This is a genomic window from Mycobacterium sp. ACS4331, from assembly GCF_001667265.1.
Lineage (GTDB): Bacteria > Actinomycetota > Actinomycetes > Mycobacteriales > Mycobacteriaceae > Mycobacterium.
Genome location: NZ_LZHW01000102.1, coordinates 218,090 through 236,941, shown reverse-complemented (window position 1 = coordinate 236,941; position 18,852 = coordinate 218,090). Strand labels below are relative to the sequence as shown.

The 18,852-nt window shown below is 67.5% G+C and carries 15 protein-coding genes and 1 pseudogene; 10 read left to right on the top strand and 6 right to left on the bottom strand.

Annotated elements, in window-relative coordinates; translation table 11 throughout:
* Positions 1-80 precede the first annotated feature (80 nt).
* From A5727_RS24440 to A5727_RS24420, 5 genes are all read left to right on the top strand, one after another.
* Positions 81-2,504, top strand: a complete 2,424-nt coding sequence (locus A5727_RS24440) for a GcvT family protein (RefSeq protein ID WP_082950004.1) — start codon at positions 81-83, stop codon at positions 2,502-2,504.
* A gap of 6 nt (positions 2,505-2,510) precedes the next feature.
* The gene (locus tag A5727_RS24435) at positions 2,511-3,512 is read left to right on the top strand and encodes a phosphotransferase enzyme family protein (RefSeq protein ID WP_068256506.1); all 1,002 of its coding nucleotides are present in this window, start codon (positions 2,511-2,513) and stop codon (positions 3,510-3,512) included.
* 119 nt (positions 3,513-3,631) lie between these two features.
* Positions 3,632-3,961 carry a cupin domain-containing protein gene (locus tag A5727_RS24430; RefSeq protein WP_068256503.1) on the top strand — a complete coding sequence of 110 codons (330 nt, stop codon included), beginning with the start codon at positions 3,632-3,634 and terminating at the stop codon, positions 3,959-3,961.
* A gap of 100 nt (positions 3,962-4,061) precedes the next feature.
* Complete coding sequence (locus A5727_RS24425) at positions 4,062-5,147, top strand: S-(hydroxymethyl)mycothiol dehydrogenase (protein ID WP_068256500.1); 1,086 nt, start codon at positions 4,062-4,064, stop codon at positions 5,145-5,147.
* A 162-nt stretch (positions 5,148-5,309) separates the two neighbouring features.
* Entirely contained in the window at positions 5,310-6,629 is a 1,320-nt protein-coding gene (locus A5727_RS24420; RefSeq protein ID WP_068256632.1) for an aspartate aminotransferase family protein, read from the top strand.
* Positions 6,630-6,672: 43 nt separating this feature from the next.
* Here A5727_RS24420 and A5727_RS24415 read toward each other — a convergent pair whose 3' ends face one another.
* Positions 6,673-7,356, bottom strand: a complete 684-nt coding sequence (locus A5727_RS24415; protein ID WP_068256497.1) for a class I SAM-dependent methyltransferase — start codon at positions 7,354-7,356, stop codon at positions 6,673-6,675.
* Between the two features lie 84 nt (positions 7,357-7,440).
* On the opposite strand from A5727_RS24415, the gene A5727_RS24410 reads away from it, so the two are divergent.
* The 3 genes from A5727_RS24410 to A5727_RS24400 all read left to right on the top strand — a co-directional run bounded on the left by A5727_RS24410 (position 7,441) and on the right by A5727_RS24400 (position 9,564).
* Positions 7,441-8,013, top strand: a complete 573-nt coding sequence (locus A5727_RS24410) for a TetR/AcrR family transcriptional regulator (RefSeq protein WP_068256494.1) — start codon at positions 7,441-7,443, stop codon at positions 8,011-8,013.
* Between the two features lie 86 nt (positions 8,014-8,099).
* Positions 8,100-9,020, top strand: coding sequence for a DoxX family protein (locus tag A5727_RS24405; protein WP_068256491.1), 921 nt, complete (start codon positions 8,100-8,102; stop codon positions 9,018-9,020).
* A gap of 40 nt (positions 9,021-9,060) precedes the next feature.
* Positions 9,061-9,564, top strand: a complete 504-nt coding sequence (locus tag A5727_RS24400) for an RDD family protein (protein WP_068256487.1) — start codon at positions 9,061-9,063, stop codon at positions 9,562-9,564.
* 79 nt (positions 9,565-9,643) lie between these two features.
* Here the strand turns inward: A5727_RS24400 and A5727_RS24395 are convergent, their stop codons facing one another.
* Positions 9,644-11,038 carry a GntP family permease gene (locus tag A5727_RS24395; RefSeq protein WP_068256484.1) on the bottom strand — a complete coding sequence of 465 codons (1,395 nt, stop codon included), beginning with the start codon at positions 11,036-11,038 and terminating at the stop codon, positions 9,644-9,646.
* On the bottom strand, positions 11,035-11,535 hold the full coding sequence (locus A5727_RS24390) for a gluconokinase (RefSeq protein ID WP_068256481.1): 501 nt from the start codon (positions 11,533-11,535) through the stop codon (positions 11,035-11,037). Before A5727_RS24390 ends, A5727_RS24395 begins: the two co-directional genes overlap by 4 nt.
* A gap of 135 nt (positions 11,536-11,670) precedes the next feature.
* Between A5727_RS24390 and A5727_RS24385 the strand changes: the two genes are divergently transcribed.
* Positions 11,671-12,387 carry a FadR/GntR family transcriptional regulator gene (locus tag A5727_RS24385; RefSeq protein WP_231992210.1) on the top strand — a complete coding sequence of 239 codons (717 nt, stop codon included), beginning with the start codon at positions 11,671-11,673 and terminating at the stop codon, positions 12,385-12,387.
* Positions 12,388-12,396: 9 nt separating this feature from the next.
* A complete protein-coding gene (locus tag A5727_RS24380) occupies positions 12,397-13,284 on the top strand; it encodes an SCO6745 family protein (protein ID WP_068256476.1) in 888 nt (295 codons plus the stop codon).
* Here the strand turns inward: A5727_RS24380 and A5727_RS24375 are convergent.
* From A5727_RS24375 to A5727_RS24365, 3 genes and pseudogenes are all read right to left on the bottom strand, one after another.
* A pseudogene (locus A5727_RS24375) lies at positions 13,281-15,253 on the bottom strand (DUF7064 domain-containing protein). The gene A5727_RS24380 and the pseudogene A5727_RS24375 sit on opposite strands and share 4 nt — an antisense overlap.
* Before the next feature lie 27 nt (positions 15,254-15,280).
* On the bottom strand, positions 15,281-17,221 hold the full coding sequence (locus tag A5727_RS24370) for a primary-amine oxidase (protein WP_068256473.1): 1,941 nt from the start codon (positions 17,219-17,221) through the stop codon (positions 15,281-15,283).
* 61 nt (positions 17,222-17,282) lie between these two features.
* Positions 17,283-18,806, bottom strand: a complete 1,524-nt coding sequence (locus A5727_RS24365; RefSeq protein WP_068256471.1) for a carboxylesterase/lipase family protein — start codon at positions 18,804-18,806, stop codon at positions 17,283-17,285.
* Positions 18,807-18,852: the final 46 nt, after the last annotated feature.

The following is an 18,852-nucleotide window of genomic DNA, read 5'->3' as shown; positions in this document are numbered from 1 at the left end:
CATGGCTGATCCGTAATGGCCTAATTACGGTAGTACCAAGCGGTTTAAAGGTTCACTCAAATTCTGAAGGGGTTCACCCAATGGCAGCACCTGGAAGCCAGCCCAGCAGGGCGAGCGTTGTGATCATCGGTGGCGGCGTCATCGGCTGCAGCATCGCCTACCACCTGTCCAAACTCGGCCAGACGGACGTGGTGCTGCTTGAGCAGGGCGAACTCTCCTGTGGGACAACGTGGCACGCGGCCGGAATCGTCGGCCAGGTGCGCCCCAACCAGGCCATGACGGCCTTGGCGCGCTACAGCATCGAACTCTATGCGGGGTTGGAGGCCGAGACCGGATTCGGCACCGGGTGGCGACAGTGCGGCGCGTTGTGGGTGGCCAGGACCGAAGAGCGTGTCAAGCACCTTCAGCGGGCCGCGGCCTCAGCGCGTTCCTTCGGCACGGTGGCGGAGTTCATCAGCCTTGAGGAGGCCAAGGAACGCTACCCGCTGCTGAAGACCGACGACCTCAAGGGCGTCGTCTGGCTGCCTGAGGACGGCACCGCCAACCCCGTGGACTTGACGCAGGCTCTGGCTCGTGGCGCGAAATCGCGTGGGGTGCAGATCCTGGAACGGACACGGGTGACCGGCATCGAGGTCGTGGACGGCCGCGCCCGTTCTGTGACCACGCAGAACGGCACCATCGAATGCGAAACGCTGGTGCTCGCGGCCGGCCAATGGTCAAAGGCCCTCGGCGACACCATCGGAGTGGCCGTCCCGCTGTATCCGGCCCAGCACTTCTACGCGGTGACCGAGAAGATCGACGGCATCGTCCCCGACACCCCGATCCTGCGCGACCCCGATGGAAGCGTCTACTTCAAGGCCGAAGTGGGCGGTCTCATCGCCGGCGGCTTCGAGACGAACGCCCTGCCCTGGGTGCGGTCGGCCGACATTCCGGAGAAGTTCGAGTTCCAGCTGCTCGGCGAGGACTGGGAACACTTCGGACCGCTCATGGAGTCCGCGGCCCAGCGTGTTCCCGCGCTGGAGCAGGCCGGAGTCCGGATGCTGTACAACGGCCCTGAGAGCTTCACGCCCGACAACAACTTCCTGCTCGGTGCGACACCGGAGGTCGATGGGGTGTACGTGGCCGCCGGATTCAACTCCGGTGGAATCGCCAATGCCGGCGGGGCCGGTCTGGCGCTGGCGGAGTGGATCCTCGAGGGCGCTCCGACCCGCGACCTCTGGTCGGTCGACGTCGCACGCTTCGGCTCCTATGCCGCAAGCGACCGCTGGCTGCGTCAACGGACCATCGAAACCCTCAGTGCCCACTATGCTTTGCCGGTTCCGAACAAGGAACCGGTGTCGGGGCGGGGCGTCCGGCGCTCCCCCGTGCATCACGTGCACGAGCAGCACGGTGCGTCATTCGGCACCAAGTTGGGCTGGGAGCGGGTCAACTGGTTCGCCGGGGCGGGTAACTCGCCTGAGGTCGACTACGTCCTCGGGCGTCAGAACTGGCACGCCAACACCGGAGAGGAACATCAGGCCGCGCGCGAGAACGTGGCGGTGTTCGACTCCACCTCGGTGGGCAAGCTCCTCCTGCGGGGTGCGGATGCCGAATCGGTCCTGCAGAACCTCTGTGCCGGTGACGTCGGCGGACCCGTGGGCTCGGTGGTTCGCACCGTGATGCTGAACGACAACGGTGGAATCGAGACCGAGGTGGTCGTGACGCGGACTGCGGCTGACGAGTTCCTGATCCACACCGGAACCGCCTACCAGGTGCGGGATCTGGCCTACATCCGGCGCAGCATCGACTCCGGTTCGGACGCCCGCGTGCTCGATGTGACATCTGGCCACGCCGTGTTCGCGGTGGTTGGCCCGCGGTCCACCGAACTGTTGGCTCGGTGCAGTGACGCCGATTTCAGCGACGAGGGTTTCCCGCCTTCGACAAGTCGGTGCCTGCACCTCGGTGATGCCTTCATTCGGGTCTCTCGCACCAGCGGGGTGGGTGAGGACGGGTGGGAGCTGCACGTCCCCAGCGAGTGTGCGGTCGCGGTCTACGAACTGCTGCTGGCCGAGGGCGCCGATCTGGGCATCCGCCCGGCGGGCCACTACGCGATCGACAGTCTGCGCATCGAGAAACTGCAAGCCGTGTGGGGTCGTGAACTCAGCGCCTCGATGAACGTGGTGGAGGCCGGATTGGAGCACCTGTGCAAGCTCGACACCGACATCCCGTTCCGGGGTCGTGTCGCGGTTGAGAAACTGCGGGACACCGAGCCGGCCAGGTCGCTGATCGGCTTCCGTGTGGACGACGATGACGTCACGCTGTGGGGCGGCGAGGGCATCTATCTCGGTGATGAGCGAGTCGGGACGGTCACCTCGTCGGCGTACGGGTACACCGTGGGTGCACCCGTCGCGATTGGGGTGGTCCGACAGCCGGACGGGGGACGGATCGACTTGTCGCAGGCTGAGGACTTGACGGTGGAGGTTCCCGGCGGGCGCCACGCGATCCATGTCTGCGCTGGGGTGTGATGCGGTATGGCAACCACAGAAGAGGCTCTGCGCCTGGAACCACAGGCCCGCGACGCACTGGCACGTTACGAACTGCCCGAACCGGTCGACCTTCAGCTGCTGACCTTCTCCGAGAATGCCGTCTTCTGGGCCTCGTTTGAGTCCCGTGAGCCGGTGGTGGTGCGGCTGCATTCGATCGATTACCACACGAAGGCAGCAGTGGAATCCGAGATGATGTGGCTGCTGGCATTGGCACGCGACACTGACCTCACGGTGTCGGCGCCACTGTCCACACCCTCCGGGGAATTGGTCGTCACCGCGACCCATCCCGGGTTCGAGCCGCGCCTGGCCGCGGTCTTCAGGGTGCTGCCCGGCAGTACGCCCACAGAAGACAACCTGGTGGCCGATTACCGAATGTTGGGGCACACCACCGCACGCCTGCAACTGCACGCGACGTCGTGGACACCACCACCGACGTTTGAGAGGCTCTCGTGGGATCTCGACGGTGCCTTCGGTCCCTCAGCGAACTGGGGATCGTGGCGAGAGGGACCGAACGTCGGCGCCGCGGACATCGCGGTGCTGCAGGCGGCCGAGGATCTGATCAGGCGGCGCCTGACCGAATATGGGCAGGGGCGCAACCGGTACGGCCTGATTCACTCCGACCTGCGCCTCGGCAACGTTCTGGTGGACGGTGACGCAGTGGCGGTCATCGACTTCGACGACTGTGGATTCGGTTGGCTGCTCTACGATCTGGCCAGTGCGTTGACTTTCATCGAAGACGACCCACTGGTTCCCGACCTCATCGACAGCTGGCTGGCCGGCTACACCGACGTGCGCCCACTGGATGAGGACGACATCGCGATCATCCCGACGCTGATCATGATGCGCCGGATGGTCATCCTGTCCTGGCTGGGATCGCGCCCCGGCACCGAACTGTGGTCGCAGGAGGCTCCGCGGTACTCCAAGATCACCGTCGACATGGCCAACGTGTATCTGGCGTCCTCGGGCGCAGCTGTGCTGCCGGGCTGACGGCGCCCGAAGGCTCAGTACCGCAGTTCAATTCACACGGTTCGCATCGGACCGTGGTTCCGTGAAGCCCGAATCTGGCAGCACGAACTCACCGCAACACCCAACGAGAGGAAATCTGTATGTCCACGATCCGCAAGTTCGACGCCGCCACTGTAGAACTCGAGACCAAGGAGCGTCCGGAAAGCGACGCCGAAGTGGCGTCCTGCAAGGTCTACACCAACGAAACCGGCGACCAGTACCACGGCGTCTGGCAGGCCGCCCCGGGAACGCACACCAATCTCCCAGGACAGGAGACCGTCTACATCCTGCAGGGCAGAGCGACCGTCACCGGCACCAACGGCGACAGCATCGACGTCGCCGCGGGCGACATCGTCGTGATCGACGGCGGTGAGGTCGCCACCTGGACGATCCAGGAGACGATCCGCAAGGTGTTCGTCGTCAACAAGTAAGCCGTTCAACGGGCTTCGCAGGAACGCCGTGCCGGACCGCCGGCCGAGGTGTGACTGCGAAGCCCGTTCATCCTCAGCCACCCACAGAACGGAGTCGACCATGCCCCAGACCGTCCGCGGAGTGATCGCCAGGGCCAAAGGCGCCCCCGTCGAAGTCACCGACATCGTCCTTCCAGACCCGGGACCAGACGAGGTGGTGGTCAAGATCCTGGCCTGCGGGGTGTGTCACACCGATCTGACGTATCGCGACGGCGGTGTCAACGACGCATATCCGTTTCTCCTGGGCCATGAGGCCTCGGGCACCGTGGAGACTGTCGGTGCGGGTGTCACCGGCGTCGTCCCCGGCGACTTCGTCGTCCTGAACTGGCGCGCGGTCTGCGGGCAGTGCCGTGCCTGCAGACGGGGACGACCGCATCTGTGTTTCGACACGTTCAACGCCTCCCAGAAGATGACCCTCAAGGACGGCACCGAGCTTTCTCCCGCCCTCGGCATCGGCGCCTTCGCCGAGAAAACCCTTGTCCACCAGGGGCAGTGCACCAAGGTTGAACCAGCTGTCGACCCTGCGGTGGCCGGCCTGCTCGGGTGCGGAGTGATGGCCGGCATCGGCGCGGCGATCAACACCGGTGCGGTGACCCGAGACGACACCGTCGCCGTAATCGGCTGCGGCGGTGTCGGTGACGCCGCCATCGCCGGGGCCGCGCTGGTGGGGGCGAAGAAGATCATCGCCGTCGACCTCGACGACCGAAAGCTGGCGCACGCCCGCGAATTCGGTGCAACGGACACGGTCAACGCGGCCGAGGCGGATGTGGTCGAAGCTGTGCGGGAGCTGACCGGTGGATTCGGTGCAGATGTGGTCATCGACGCGGTGGGCCGGCCCAGCACCTGGAAGCAGGCGTTCTACGCACGCGATCTGGCGGGGACCGTGGTGCTGGTCGGGGTCCCCACCCCGGCGATGACCCTGGACATGCCACTGGTGGATCTCTTCTCCCACGGTGGTGCGCTCAAGTCCTCCTGGTACGGCGACTGTCTGCCTGAACGTGACTTCCCCACCCTGGTCGACCTGCATCTGCAGGGAAGACTGCCACTGGAGAAGTTCGTCACCGAACGCATCGGCCTGGATGACATCGAGGCCGCATTCGACCAGATGCACAGCGGTGGAGTGCTCCGCTCCGTCGTCGTCCTGTGAGGATCGAGCGTCGCCCGCGAGACACTGACCGTCGCCTGCGCAGGGACGGACCAGGTTTGGTCCATCCTTGCTACGATATGGTTGGACCAAATGCTCACGCCTGGGTGGGTGGTCAGCTCAGACCGCGCACATCTGGCCGCACACACCACTGAGGACACGCACATGGCCTTCTCCCCCATCATGGACCCGAACAGCTACACCGGGTCCGGTGAACTGGATCCAGCCACCGACGCGATGATCGCCAAGCGTCGGTCGGCGCTGGGCCCGTCGTACCGGCTGTTCTACCGGAAGCCGGTGCATCTCGTGCGTGGCGCCGGCGCTCGCGTCTTCGACGCCGACGGTGTCGAATACCTCGACGCGTACAACAACGTGCCCTGCGTCGGGCACTGCAACCCACGCGTCATCCGGGCCGTCACGGAGCAGATGTCGGCGCTGAACACGCACACCCGCTATCTGCATGGCCGAATCCTGGACTACTCGGAGCAGCTTCTGGCGACGTTCCCCGATGAGATCTCCTCGATCATGTTCACCTGCACTGGATCTGAGGCCAACGACTTGGCCGTGCGAGTGGCCGAGCAGCACACCGGCGGAACGGGAGTCATCGTCACCGAAGAGGCGTACCACGGCAACAGCGCCCTGATCTCGGCAGTGTCGCCGTCGCTGGGAACCGGGGTGTCATTGGGGCCGAACGTCCGGACGGTGCCGGCACCCGACTCCTACCGCATCGACCCGGCGCAGCTCGGGCAGTGGTTCGCAGCCCGCGTCAGCGACGCCATCGCCGACCTCGAACGGCACGGACACAGATTCAGCGCGCTGCTGCTGGACTCGATCTTCTCCTCGGACGGGATCTATGTCGACCCCACCATCCTGGCGCCGGCCGTGGAGGTCGTGCATCGCGCCGGCGGGGTGTTCATCGCCGACGAGGTGCAGCCCGGCTTCGCCCGCACGGGTGATGCGATGTGGGGATTCCAGCGCCACGGAGTCGTCCCCGACCTCGTGACCATGGGCAAGCCCATGGGCAATGGGATTCCGGTCGCCGCGATGGCCGCACGTCCAGAAGTTCTCGAACGGTTCGCCAGCGAGATCCCTTACTTCAACACCTTTGGCGGCAACCCGGTCTCGATGGCGGCCGCCCAGGCCGTGCTCGACAGCATCCAGGAGGGCGACCTGGCTGACCATGCCGCCGCGATCGGCACGGCCCTGCGCGCCGAACTGACTGCGTTGAACTGTGATTTCATCGGTGATGTGCGCGGCGCCGGGCTGTACACCGGCGTCGAGATCGTCACCGATCCCGACTCCAAGGAGCCCGACCGCACGCGAGCGCAGCACATCGTGGACGCCATGCGCGAACGGCACGTGTTGATCTCGGTGTGCGGCAGAGCTGCAAGCGTCCTGAAAATCCGCCCGCCGTTGGTCTTCTCGCAGTCCGACCTGGACTGGTTCGTGAGCGCATTCACCGCAGTCGTAGATGAGATGTCATGACATCGGAAGGCTTCGAGTGGGCCTCCCACATCGGATCCGGGGGTCAGTCGACCGGCTGACCCGGTTCCCCGGCGGTGCGCTCCAGGACGCGCAACGTTCCAGTGGCCGAAACCTCTTGGAATTGACCACTTTCCAATGCGCGGCAGTAGATCTGATGGGGCGCCTGGCCGCCGTCGGCCGGATCCGGGAACACGTCGTGGATGATCAGTGCCCCGCCGGGTTCGACCCACTTGGCCCAGCCCTCGAAGTCGCGGTGCGCCGCGGCCTCGGTGTGGCCGCCGTCGATGAACAGCATCCGCAGCGGAGTGCGCCAGTTCTTCGCCACGACGGCTGACCTGCCCACCACGGCAACCACATTGTCGTCCACCGCGGCGGCGTCCAGCGTGTGCCTGAAGGTGGGCAGGGTGTCGAACAACCCGGTGGTCGGATCCACCATCGAGGTGTCGTGGTACTCCCAGCCGACCTGGTGCTCCTCGGAACCGTGGTGGTGGTCGACGGTGTAGAGCACGCTGTCGGTCTCCAGCGCCGCCGCCGCCAGCAGCACCGTGGATTTGCCGCAGTATGTGCCGATCTCGACTCCCACGCCGCCCGAGAGATGGTCGCGGGCCGCGGCATACAGCGCCCGCCCCTCGTCCTGCGGCATGAAACCGGTCACGCGCTCGGCGAGCGCGAAGAGGCGCTGCACGGTTTCCGGGATCCCTGCTGCGGCGACGTCGGTGTCGGTCATGAACGCAACCTACACCCGGTCCGCAACCCGACAACCAGGGCATATCCTTGCCCGCCCGGTCCGGCTGTAGTAGCGTCCGGACATGTGTCCGAACCGGTGACTCGGGAGGCGACGCGCCGTCGGCTGTCAGCGAAACAGGCCGACACCGTCGACCGCCTCGGGCGTTCCGCGGTGGAGGTGCTCAGCCGGGAGGGTTTCGCCGGCCTGACCATTCGGATGGTGGCCGCCGAGGCAGGAGTCGGGGCCGCGACCGCCTACACGTATTTCTCGTCCAAGGAACACCTGGTTGCGGAGGTCTTCTGGCGGCGTCTGGCCACCACCCCCGCCCCACCGAATGATTCGCGGGACCCGACCACGCGCGCGGTCGCGGTGCTGCGCCACATCGCACTGCTGCTCGCCGACGAACCCGAACTCGCCGGCGCGGTGACCAGCGCACTGCTCGGCAGGGACCCCGACGTGGACTACCTGCGCGTGAAGATCGGGAGGGAGATCAACGCCCGCCTGTCCGCGGCGCTCGGTCCCGACGCCGATCCCGGCTCCGTGCAGTCCCTGGAACTGCTCTACGCCGGCGCGCTGGTGCGCGCCGGAATGGGGTACGCCACCTACCAGGAGATTGCCGAGCTTCTGGAGCGTTCCGCCAGGTCACTGCTCTCCTGACGGAGTGACGTAATTGGGCTGTGCGGCACATCCGTTCACCGCGTTGTGCAGGTTTGTGGGCGGGTGGCACGGGGAACACCGCGACCATGTTGCTCCGCAGAATCGCCCGTCCTCTTCTGTCCGCAGCCTTCATCGGCCAGGGCATCGAGTCCCTGCGAAGTCCGAAACCGGCCGCCGACGCAGCCCGCCCCGCGCTCGAGGGCCTGCAGAAGCTGCCGGAACCCGTCGCCTCGAAGGTGCCGTCCAACGCCGAGACTTTCGCCAAGATCACCGCGCTCGTGCAGATCGGCGGCGGTGTGCTGTTGGCCAGCGGCAGGGTGCCCAGGGTGGCCTCGGCCGCACTCGCCGCGACTGTGATCCCGGCGAACCTGGGTTCGCACATGTTCTGGGCCGAGGCCGATCCGGAACTCAAGGCGCAGAAGCGCAGGGAGTTCCTGACCGACCTGAGCCTGCTGGGGGGACTGACGATCGCGGCCGCCGACACCGCGGGCAAACCCTCGCTGGGATGGCGCGGTCGTCGAGCCGCCGCCAAACTCTCCGACAGCGTCGCCGCGGTGCTGCCGTCATCGACGGAGTCAGACCTGGCAGACCGGTTGGGTCATCGGCTCCACGACGGCCTGCATGTCGGCGCCGACCGGGGACGTGAACTCGCCGCCGTCGCGGCTGAGCGCGGAACGCCGCTGCTGGAGGCGGCCCGCGACCGCAGCGCGGAGCTGGCTGCCGTGGCGGCCGAGCGCAGCGCACCGCTGTTGGAGGCGGCCCGCGAGCGCAGCGCCGAACTGGCGGAGCGGGCCCGGGAGCGCGGCGGTGAACTCGCGGTGACGGCCCGCGAACGCGGGGGCGAGCTGGCCGAGGTCGCCCGCGAGCGGAGTACCGAATGGGCCGAGTTGGCCCGTGAGCGCAGCGCCGAACTGGCCGAGGCGGCGCGCGAGCAGAGCGACGAACTCGCCAAGAGCGCCCGCAAGGCCCGCAAGAAGGCTCGCAAGCAGGCCGAGGCGCGCCGCTGACAGCCCCCGAACGGCCGGTGGGAGCGGTACATTACGCGGCATGTCCACCGGTGACTTCGATCCGTATCAGCAGCCTCCCGCCTATGGCGGCCCGCCCGCGGGCCAACCCGGCACGCTGGGAATCCGATTCCTGGCACGCCTGCTCGACGGCATCGCCGTCGGTTTCCTGGCCAGCATCCTGACCTCGCTGTTCGGCTTCGGCAGCGACACCGTGCTGGGCGTGCCCAGTTACACCCTGACGGCGGGCCTGTTCTCGGGCGTGCTGATGTTCGCCTACTTCGTCGGCTTCGAGGTCTGGAAGGGCTGGACTCCGGCCAAGAAGCTGCTCGGCCTCGAGGTGCGCGGCGTCGGCGGAACCCCGAAGCCCGACCTGCGGCAGTCGGCCGTCCGCAACCTGTTCACCCTGTTGGCCCTGATCCCGTGCCTGGGCTGGATTCTCGCGCCCGTCGCGTACATCGTGATCGCGGTGACCATCAACGCCAGCCCGACCAAACAGGGCAAGCACGACGAACTCGCGGGCGGCACGCAGGTCGTCAAGGTCTGAGCCTGCCCTCGAGTTCGACACCAGGGTTGTTACGGGCTCGATTGCGCAGCCCTGGCGTCGATCTCGCGGTGAGCGGGCTTCAGATGATCAGGTCGAGCAGCAGCACGACCACCAGTCCCGCGACCGACAGGATGGTCTCCATGATCGACCAGGTCTTGATCGTCTGGCCCACGGTGAGCCGGAAGTACTGATTCACCAACCAGAATCCGGCGTCGTTGACGTGGGAGAAGAACAGCGAGCCCGCGCCGACGGCCAGCACGACCAGGGACACCTGCCCCGTGTCCATGCCCTCGACCAGGCCCAGGATCAACGACGACGCCGTGATCGTGGCGACGGTTGCCGAGCCGGTGGCCAGGCGGATCACCACCGCCAGCACCCAGGCCAGGATCAGCACCGAGATGTTGACCTGCTCGGCCCAGCGCGCCAGCATCGTGCCGATCCCGGTGTCCACCAGCACCTGCTTGAAACCGCCTCCGGCCGCGACGATCAGGATGATGCCCGCAATCGGCGGCAGCCCGGACTCGACGGCCTTGGTGATCTGTTCGCGCGACATCCCGGCGCCCAGGCCCAACGTGAACAGTCCGACGATCACCGCCAGCAGGAGCGCGATCACGGGCGTGCCGAGGCTGTCGAAGATCTGCCGCACCAGGTTCGATTCGTCCTCGATGAAGATGTCGACCAGCGCCTTGCCCATCATCAGCACGACGGGCAGCAGCACCGAGAACAGCGTGATGCCGAACGACGGGCGACGGAGATTCTCACCGTCGGCGAACCGATCCGCGTCGAAAGTGTCGGGCGCCTCGACCACGACCCAGCGCCCCGCGAGCTTGCCGAACAGCGGCCCGGCCACCACGATCGTCGGAATCGCCACCAGCACACCGAGTGCCAGCGTCACACCCAGGTCGGCGTTGAGAAGGCCGACCGCCGTCAGCGGGCCGGGATGCGGCGGCACGAAGCCGTGCATCGCCGAAAGGCCCGCCAGTGCGGGGATTCCGACGGTGATCAGCGACAGTCCCGAGCGCCGGGCCACCAGATAGATCACCGGCATCAGCAGCACGAGGCCGATCTCGAAGAACATCGGCAACCCGATGATGGCACCCACCAGGGCCATGGCCCACGGCAGTGAGCGTGGCGAGGCGTGACCGACGATGGTGTCGACGATCTCGTCGGCGCCGCCGGAGTCCGCCAGCAGTTTGGCGAACATGGCGCCCAATGCGATGAGGATGCCGACTCCGGCTGCCGTGGAACCGAATCCGTCCGTGAATGACTTGAGCACCGTTGTCAGGCCCTCGCCCGACACCAGCCCGACGGTCAGACCGCCGAAGATCAGCGACAGGAACGGGTGCAGTTTCACCACCGTGATGAGCACGACGATGACCGCGATGCCGGCCAGGAAGGCCAGGATCAGCTGCAGCCCTGAGGCCACCGGCTCGGTGAGCGAGGGCGCCTCCGCCAGCAGGGTTGGGATGGTCATGGATGCTCCTGTCCGGCTCGCGAGATGAACTCTTCGACGATGGCGTCGATGCTCTGGTCGACGTCGATGGTCAGTCCCTGTTCGTCGTCGCTCAGCGGTTCGAGGGTGTCGAACTGCGACCTCAACAGGGAGGCGGGCATGAAATGGCCGGGACGACTCGCCTGGCGGCGCCCGATCACCTCGGGTGTGCCGGCCAGGTGCAGGAAGCACGTATCGGGACAGTGCCGGCGCAACTGGTCGCGGTAGGCGTGCTTGAGGGCTGAGCAGCTCATCACGCCACCTTCGTCGTGGACGCTCAGCCACTCCCCGATGCGCTCGAGCCACGGGCGGCGATCGTCGTCGTCGAGCGGGTGTCCCGCCGACATCTTCTCGATGTTGGCGGCCGGATGGAAGTCGTCGGCGTCGGCGAACGGAACGCGCAGGCGCTGTGCGAGCGCCGCCCCGACCGTGGACTTGCCCGAGCCGGATACGCCCATCACGACGATCGGAGCGCGCATTCTCCCCCCTTCGATACTGCCCCCGCAGGCTGTGTTCGACCTCACACAGAATGCATTAATAGTCTGATCATTGCAAGCAGATAACGAATAGATCTGCTTTAAAAGCGGCAAGGCGTCCTATGACAGCATGTGTGCGTGGTGGACGCGCCGATCGTCGGGGAGCTGCACAGCAATCTCCTCGACGCCCTGGGAACCGGCATCGTGTCGGGTCGGCTCCCGGCGGGCCACGTCCTGACCCTGGACGAAGTGTCGGCCGAGCACCGCGTCTCCCGCAGCGTCGCCCGCGAGGCGATCCGCGTCCTCGAGTCGATGCGGATGGTCGCCCCCCGCCGGCGAGTCGGCATCACCATCCAACCCGCGCAGCGGTGGAACGTCTTCGACCCTCGGCTGATCCGCTGGCGACTGGACGCCGGCGACAGGGCCGCACAGCTGGCGTCCCTGTCGGAACTGCGGAGAGGATTCGAGCCCGCGGCGGCAGCACTGGCGGCGCGGCGGGCCGATCCGGATCAGTGCCGCACGATGGCCGCTGCGGTGTCCGACATGGTGATGCACGGCCGTTCCGGCGATCTTGAGGCATATCTGCTGGCGGACAAGGAGTTTCACCGCACCCTGCTGGAGGCCAGCGGCAACGAGATGTTCCGGGCGCTCAACGACGTGGTGGCCGAGGTGCTCGCCGGACGCACGCACCACCAGATGATGCCCGAGCGCCCGAACCCCGACGCCATCGCGCTGCACGACGAGGTCGCCCGCGCGATCAGACTGCGCGACGAGGACGCCGCGGAGGCCGCGATGCGCGCGATCATCGACGAGGCCGCGGCAGCGGTCGCCGGGGACTCAGACTCGGGTGGTTAACTCGGGTGGGTGAACCGCACCCCCGAACTCTCCCGGCGGCTTTTCGACCGGTATGAGCCGATCCACGCTGTCACCTACTTCACCCCCGAGAGTCGAACCGCGATGGACGCGTTGGGGTGTCGTGGGTTCTGGTCCGGGTACTTCGCGGGCCGCGCCGCACCTCTGGACCCGGCACCGGCCCCCGTCGTCGCCGCGCTGTTCTACAACTTCTCCGCCGAACGGGTCGCCAAGTCGCTGGCCGCAGCTCGGGCCGCCGCCCCCGCGGCAGACGCTCTGGCGGCCAGGTCAACCGGTGCGGTGGCGGCGCTGCGCCGATACGGTCTTGCCGGCCACCAGAGCCTGGACACCGCGGCCGAACTCGCCGCCAAGGCCGCCCGCACCGCGCCTGTCGACGGGCGGGCACTCTTCGCCGCGAACGCCGCTCTCCCCTGGCCTGACGCGCCGCTGGAGGCGCTCTGGCATGCGACCACGCTGCTGCGCGAACACCGCGGGGACGGCCACATCGCGGCGCTGGTCGCCGCGGGGATCAGCGGCCGCGAATCCAACGTGCTGCACTGTGCGTCCGGCGCCGTGCCCGCGGAGTTCATCATGCGAAGCCGTGACTACGACGACGCCGAATGGCAGACCTGCACCGAGCGACTGCGGGACCGAGGCCTGCTCGACGGCCGCGGGGCGCTCACGGACACCGGCCGAGAGCTCAAGGCCGAGGTCGAGGCCGCCACCGACCGCGCCGCGCTCACGGCCTTCGAGGGACTCGACGACGACGAGATGGAAGCGCTGTTCGAAGCGCTGACCCCGTTGACCCGCCTCGTCGTCGCCGCGGGCGATGTGCCGGCGGTGACACCGATGGGCCTGCGCCGCAACGAACTCGACGACGACAGCGCGCACCTGCGCTAGCGGTTGCGGTTCCACTCCAGCCAGCCGATTCCACGGCGGCCATCTGCCATCGTGACCGTCGCCCAGGCCCTGGGGAACTGCGCGACACGTCCGTCGTCGGCGACCAGGCGCACGGGTGCGTGGCCGATGATCTCCGCGGTCGCCACCAGGTCACCCGGTTGCAGCGTCAGCGTCGTGCTGACCGGCAGATCGTCGGGGTCGAAGGTGGCCTCGGCGGTGACGGCCGTCAACTCGACGAGCGGTTCGCCGGCACGTTGCGAGTACCCGACCCCGATCGACGGCAGGTCGGGGATGCGGAGGTCGACGGCGTGCAGATGCGTGCCGTCTTCGAGGTGGAGCGCACTCCACACCCAGTCCATGCCCCACCAGTCCCGCACGCCCCACGAGTGGTCCCGCTGTCCCACCACGGCGTCGAGTTCGTGTGACACCCCGTCGACCACGACGGTCCCCGACACCGCGCACGGGATCTCGTAGCGGGTGGCCAACCGGTAGGCGTAGGGAACCCCGACGGTCTCGCAGGTCAGATCCATCGACACCTCGACCGGGCGGCCGGATTCACCGCGCAGAAGCGCGGCCGGATCGTCGTGAGCCTGCGCGGTGCCCCGGACCGTCACGCGGTGACGCTGCAGAGCCTCGGTGACCTCCTGGGTGAGCACGATTCCGGCCGTCCGGACATCGAACGGATCGGCGGGCGCGGCAACCTCGAAATCGTTGAGCGCCACGGTCGGCTGACCGGGCCCGCACAGCAGGACGTTGATCCAGGCTCGGTTCTCGTTCGGGTACAGCCCCAGACGCACCCACCCGCCGAGCTCCTGAGCGGGATCGACGAAGTCGAAGTACCAGCTCTCATTCCACAGCGCTTCGGCGCCGGGCGGGTGCGACCCCTCATCGGACGCGCTGGGCAGCAACGGTTCGGTCGTCACGCCGGCAGCACCTCCAGTGCGTCGGTGTCGACGACCTGGTCGCAGTGCCGCTGCAGCATCGTCATGAACATCTGGTCGCCCCGCTCGGTCTGGACCACCAGCACCGACGACACGATGGCCATCATCACGCCGAAGAAGCTCTGCCGCCGCACCCCCTCGCGCACGTCGACCGCGGTGAGTCCGGAATCCGGTCCGAACCCGGCGAGGTAGGCCTCGATCAGCGCCTCGAAATTGGAGCGGCGCGCCTCCGACTCCAGCGCGCAGCCCAGGAAGTACGCCAGATCCGTGAAGGCCGCGCCGCGCGTGACGGTCTGCCAGTCCACCACCGTGAGGGGGCGCGTCGCACCGGCCTGACCGAAGAGCATGTTGTCCAGCCGGTAGTCGCCGTGCACCAGGCCCAACGGGCCCTCGGACTCTGCGGCCAGCCAGCGGTCGAAGCCCGCCACCAGCCGCTCGCAGATGGTGCGCTGTTCCTCGGTCATGACGTCCGCGTACCGGGCCACGAACGCCCCGTACAGCTGCGTCAGCAGGTCACCGGTGACCGGGGGCTCCGCCCGGTCGAGCCACCCGACATCGGCCAGATCGCCGCTGGCCCGGGCCGAACCGTGCACGCGGCCCAATTCGGTGACCGCCAGCAGTGCCTGATCGAGGGTGGCGCCGCGGATCTCGTCACCCACCTCGGCGGGGGCGGCGTCGTCGAGCAGCAGGTCGAACACCCCGGTCGCGGTGTCGATCGCAGCGTGGTGACAGCGTGCGACAGGACCGTCCAACCGCGGCGCGATGTCGGTGTAGAAGCGCACCTCACGTTCGTAGAGCCCCAGCCCCAGGCCGGTCTGGCGGCTGGTCGGATCGGCCGCGGCCACCTTCAACACCACCGACGCCGGGCCGGTCCCCGCCTCGGCGTAGGTGAGCGAGACGCGGTAGCACTCACTCATCTGCCCGGTACCGATGCGCTCGTGGGTGAAGTCGGTGACGGGCGCCCCCAGTGCGGCTGTCAGCCATTCCGCCGTGAGGTCACCGGGAGTTTCGATACGCGTCGTTTGCAGTGGCACCCGATCAACTTAAGACAGGTGTCAAGAGTGCCTGCATTCGGTGGCCGGAGGCGGTGGCACATCGAGGGCCGGGTTGCGGTCGAAGAAGCCCGAGGGTTTGAGCCAGAAGGACACCACGTCGGCCGACATGATCGGCCACTCCTCGGGACGGGTGATGTGGTGGATGCCGAAGACGTACCACAGCACGACATCGGTGTCCTCGATGGACCGGTTGGCCTGAACCCAGGCACCGATCCCCCGGTCTTCACTCGACTGGTTGACGAACTCGCCCGCCGGCCAGCGTTCGTCGGGATGATTCGGGGTGACCCAGAGCGTGTGCCCGACCACGGTCGCGCGCTGGAACACCGGGGAGTCCTCGTGGAACATCGCCGGGATGGCGCCCCCGGGCACGAGTTTGTACGCCGGGTGAGTGCCCAGACCGTTGACCACGTTGGTGTTGACCACCTTCCACGCCCGCTGGGTCGCGAAGTTCATGTCCTGGACACCATCCCGTTCGGTGCGCAACGGGATGTTGCGCTGCACCAGCGACAGCCCGTAGGGGTTGTCCGGACCCATCGGTTCGACATGCGACTCGGTCATGTACACGGTGTTGTCGGTGCCGTCGACGTCGAGGTCGAGGCGGGCCACCAGGAAGTGCTGGTGGAACGGCGCATACGTGCGCTCGTCGACCAGGGTGCCGTTGGGGTGCGTCCCGCCCTCCGGGATCGGCGTGGTCACCATGATGCCGGTCGCGCGGACCTCGCACTCGACGTTTCCGTCCTGGTAGAGACGCCAGTAGACGAGGTACTCGTAGTTGGCGACGGTGACGTGGCACGAGATGGTCAGCCGGCGCATACGCCGGACCTCGGCCCCGGTGTCGTGGTCGACGTGCTTCCACAGCACCGCGTTGTCCTCTTCGTGGATGCAGATCGCGTTGCGGATCTCGTAGGGCTCACCGCGGCTGTCGTGCAGAGTCGCGTCGAGATACCGGATCTCGCCGAGGCAGTCGCAGCCCAGCTCCAGCGAGGTGGTCATGAACCCGAGCCCCCACTCCCCGATGTCGAAGGCCGTGCGTCGGTAATGGTCGGTCGACGGATCTCGATACGGCACCATCATCTCGGCGAATGAGAGCCGGTGCGCCACAGAGCGTTCCCGGTCACCGTCGCGATATCTCAACTGGTGCAGCGTCATTCCCTCGCGGTGGTTGAAACCGACACGCACACTCCAGTTCTGCCAGCGCAGCAGGTTGCCCTCCAGCGTGAAGGAGGGTCCCTCGGGCTGGATGATCTCCAGCGGTCTGATCGGATCACGCCGCCACCTGCTGCGCAGGAGTTCAGGGATTCGGGCGGGAATGTATTCGCCCATGACCTGCGGCGGTGGGACTCCCCCGTCATCTTCTATGCGCAGCAGTTCCATCGAGTTCAGGTCGACCACGCAGTGCAGGCCGCTGACCGGGTTGGCGTAGGGGTTGGCTCCCGGTTCCTTCTTCACCCACGTGTCGGACCAGCCGATGCGGCGATCGCGGTACTCCGGGGGTGCGACCGCCTCACCGTAGGTCCAGGTGTCCATGAACACCAGGTCCATATCGGTGATGCCTCGCCTGGCCAGGGCCGCGATGACATCGGGGTGCGCGCGCAGCATCTGGTCGCACTCGACGAACTCGTCGACCGTGAAGTTGGCCTGGACACCGGGAATGTGCTCAAAGGACTCGATGCGGTCGTCGGTCAACGACACCACACCCTTGTACGTGGCGTTGGCCGCCCGATCCAGGCACAGCACGACGGCCCGCCGCGTGGGCCGCGTGCCGGTCTCCTCGAACGCGGCCAACTCCGCCTTGGCGGGCTCGACCATCTCGATGCAGTTGATCCGCCAGCCCTCTCCGACGCCGCGGTCACGCCGCAGGATCGCGGTGACCGTCGTGAACTCCGCTGCCGAAAGGGGATCCAGGGGATGGTGTGTCGAGGGACTCTCGGGCTGGCTCATGCGTACATCCTCTGCTGGAGGATTACGTCACGGGACCGGATTCAGCGGAATTCGGGCCACCCTATTCGGCGAGGGAGAAACCGCTCCATGCCGCACGACGTTCCGGGTGGGGGTCGAACTCGACGCGGGAACGCCGGTCGAACACCATCACCGCCCGGCGATCCAACGTGTGTGCCGGCCACCCGTCACCCGGCACACCGGTGCGGGCGAATGCGCGCCACCTGTTCTGCAGGTCCCGTGAGACCCGCTGCGCGGCGGCTCGGTCTCCGGCCAGCGTCAGCGCGGCGCCGAACCGCGTGCGGTAGATGTCGAACACCGCGAACAGCTCGGTCGCGTGGGTGGCGCCGAGCCCGGACCAGTGCAGCGGGCGCGGCGCGTAGTCGTAGCGGTAGACGTAGGTCGGTGCGACGTCGGCGCGCGCCTCGGCGACCTGCCAGGACGCCGCGCCGAAGGCGAAGTCACCGCCGATCCGGACGCAGGCTTTGCGGGCCGGGTAGTCGGGGTAGGCCTCGATGATGCGGTCCCGGGTGGCGGCTCCGGCGCCGCCGAGCACGGCTTCGACCGCGTGTTCGGTGGTCGGCAGGAGTTTGAGGAAACGGGTGAACAGCCGTCCCTCATCGCGATTGGTGCCCACGATCAACGGGACCGGCGCGGCCGCCCCCGTGCGGATGGCCTCCAGTGGTTCCAGCGGCAACACGTCGTCGCCGTAGGTGGGGCCCGCAGGGAAGGCACCGAGCATCTCGGTGGACGTGCTCTCGATCAGCCGGTCGAGGGCGTTGACCAGATCGCGGGGGCGCGCGGCCCGCACCGCCGCGGCCCCGTCCGCGCGGGACACGCCGAGCAGCGACACGAACCGGTCGGCGAACTTCGCCGCGGTCTCGGCCGAACTCGTCATACCAGCCGCCGGGCTCTCCGAGATCGCCTGGGCGAAAAGGCCTTTGGCGGACGGAGTGGCGAGCAGCGTGATGACGGCCTGGGCTCCCGCGCTCTCTCCGAAGATCGTGACGTTGCCGGGGTCACCGCCGAAGGCCGAGATGTTGTCGCGCACCCACTGCAGGGCCAGCACCAGGTCGCGCAGGAAGAGGTTCGACTCGATCGGATGGTCCTCGGTGGCCAGCGACGACAGATCCAGGCATCCCAGGGCGCCCAGCCGGTAGTTCACCGAGACGTAGACGCATCCGCGCCGCGCCAGCGCCGCACCGTCGTAGATGGGGGTGGCTGAACTGCCCAGGATGTAGGCACCGCCGTGGATGAACACCATCACGGGCAGCGGCTCCGTGCCCGCGTTCTCCGTGTTCTCGGGGTTTTCGGGCGCCACCACATTCAGCGTCAGGCAGTCCTCGCTCATCGGCTGGTAGCGACCCAGACCCGTGGCGGTGTACATCCGCTGCTGCGGGGCGCAGTTGGCGAACGAGTGACAGAACCGCACGCCGCGCCACGGTTCGGCGGGCTGCGGCGCGCGATAGCGCAGGGGGCCGACCGGCGGTTGCGCGTAGGGAATCGACCGCCAGCGGTGCACACCGTTTCTGGTGAAGCCTTCGACCAGCCCAGCGGTGGTTGCCACGCGGATGATGCGCTCGTGCATTCCTCGACGGTAGCGAACCCGGCGCGCGCGTGCGCCTGCACGTACA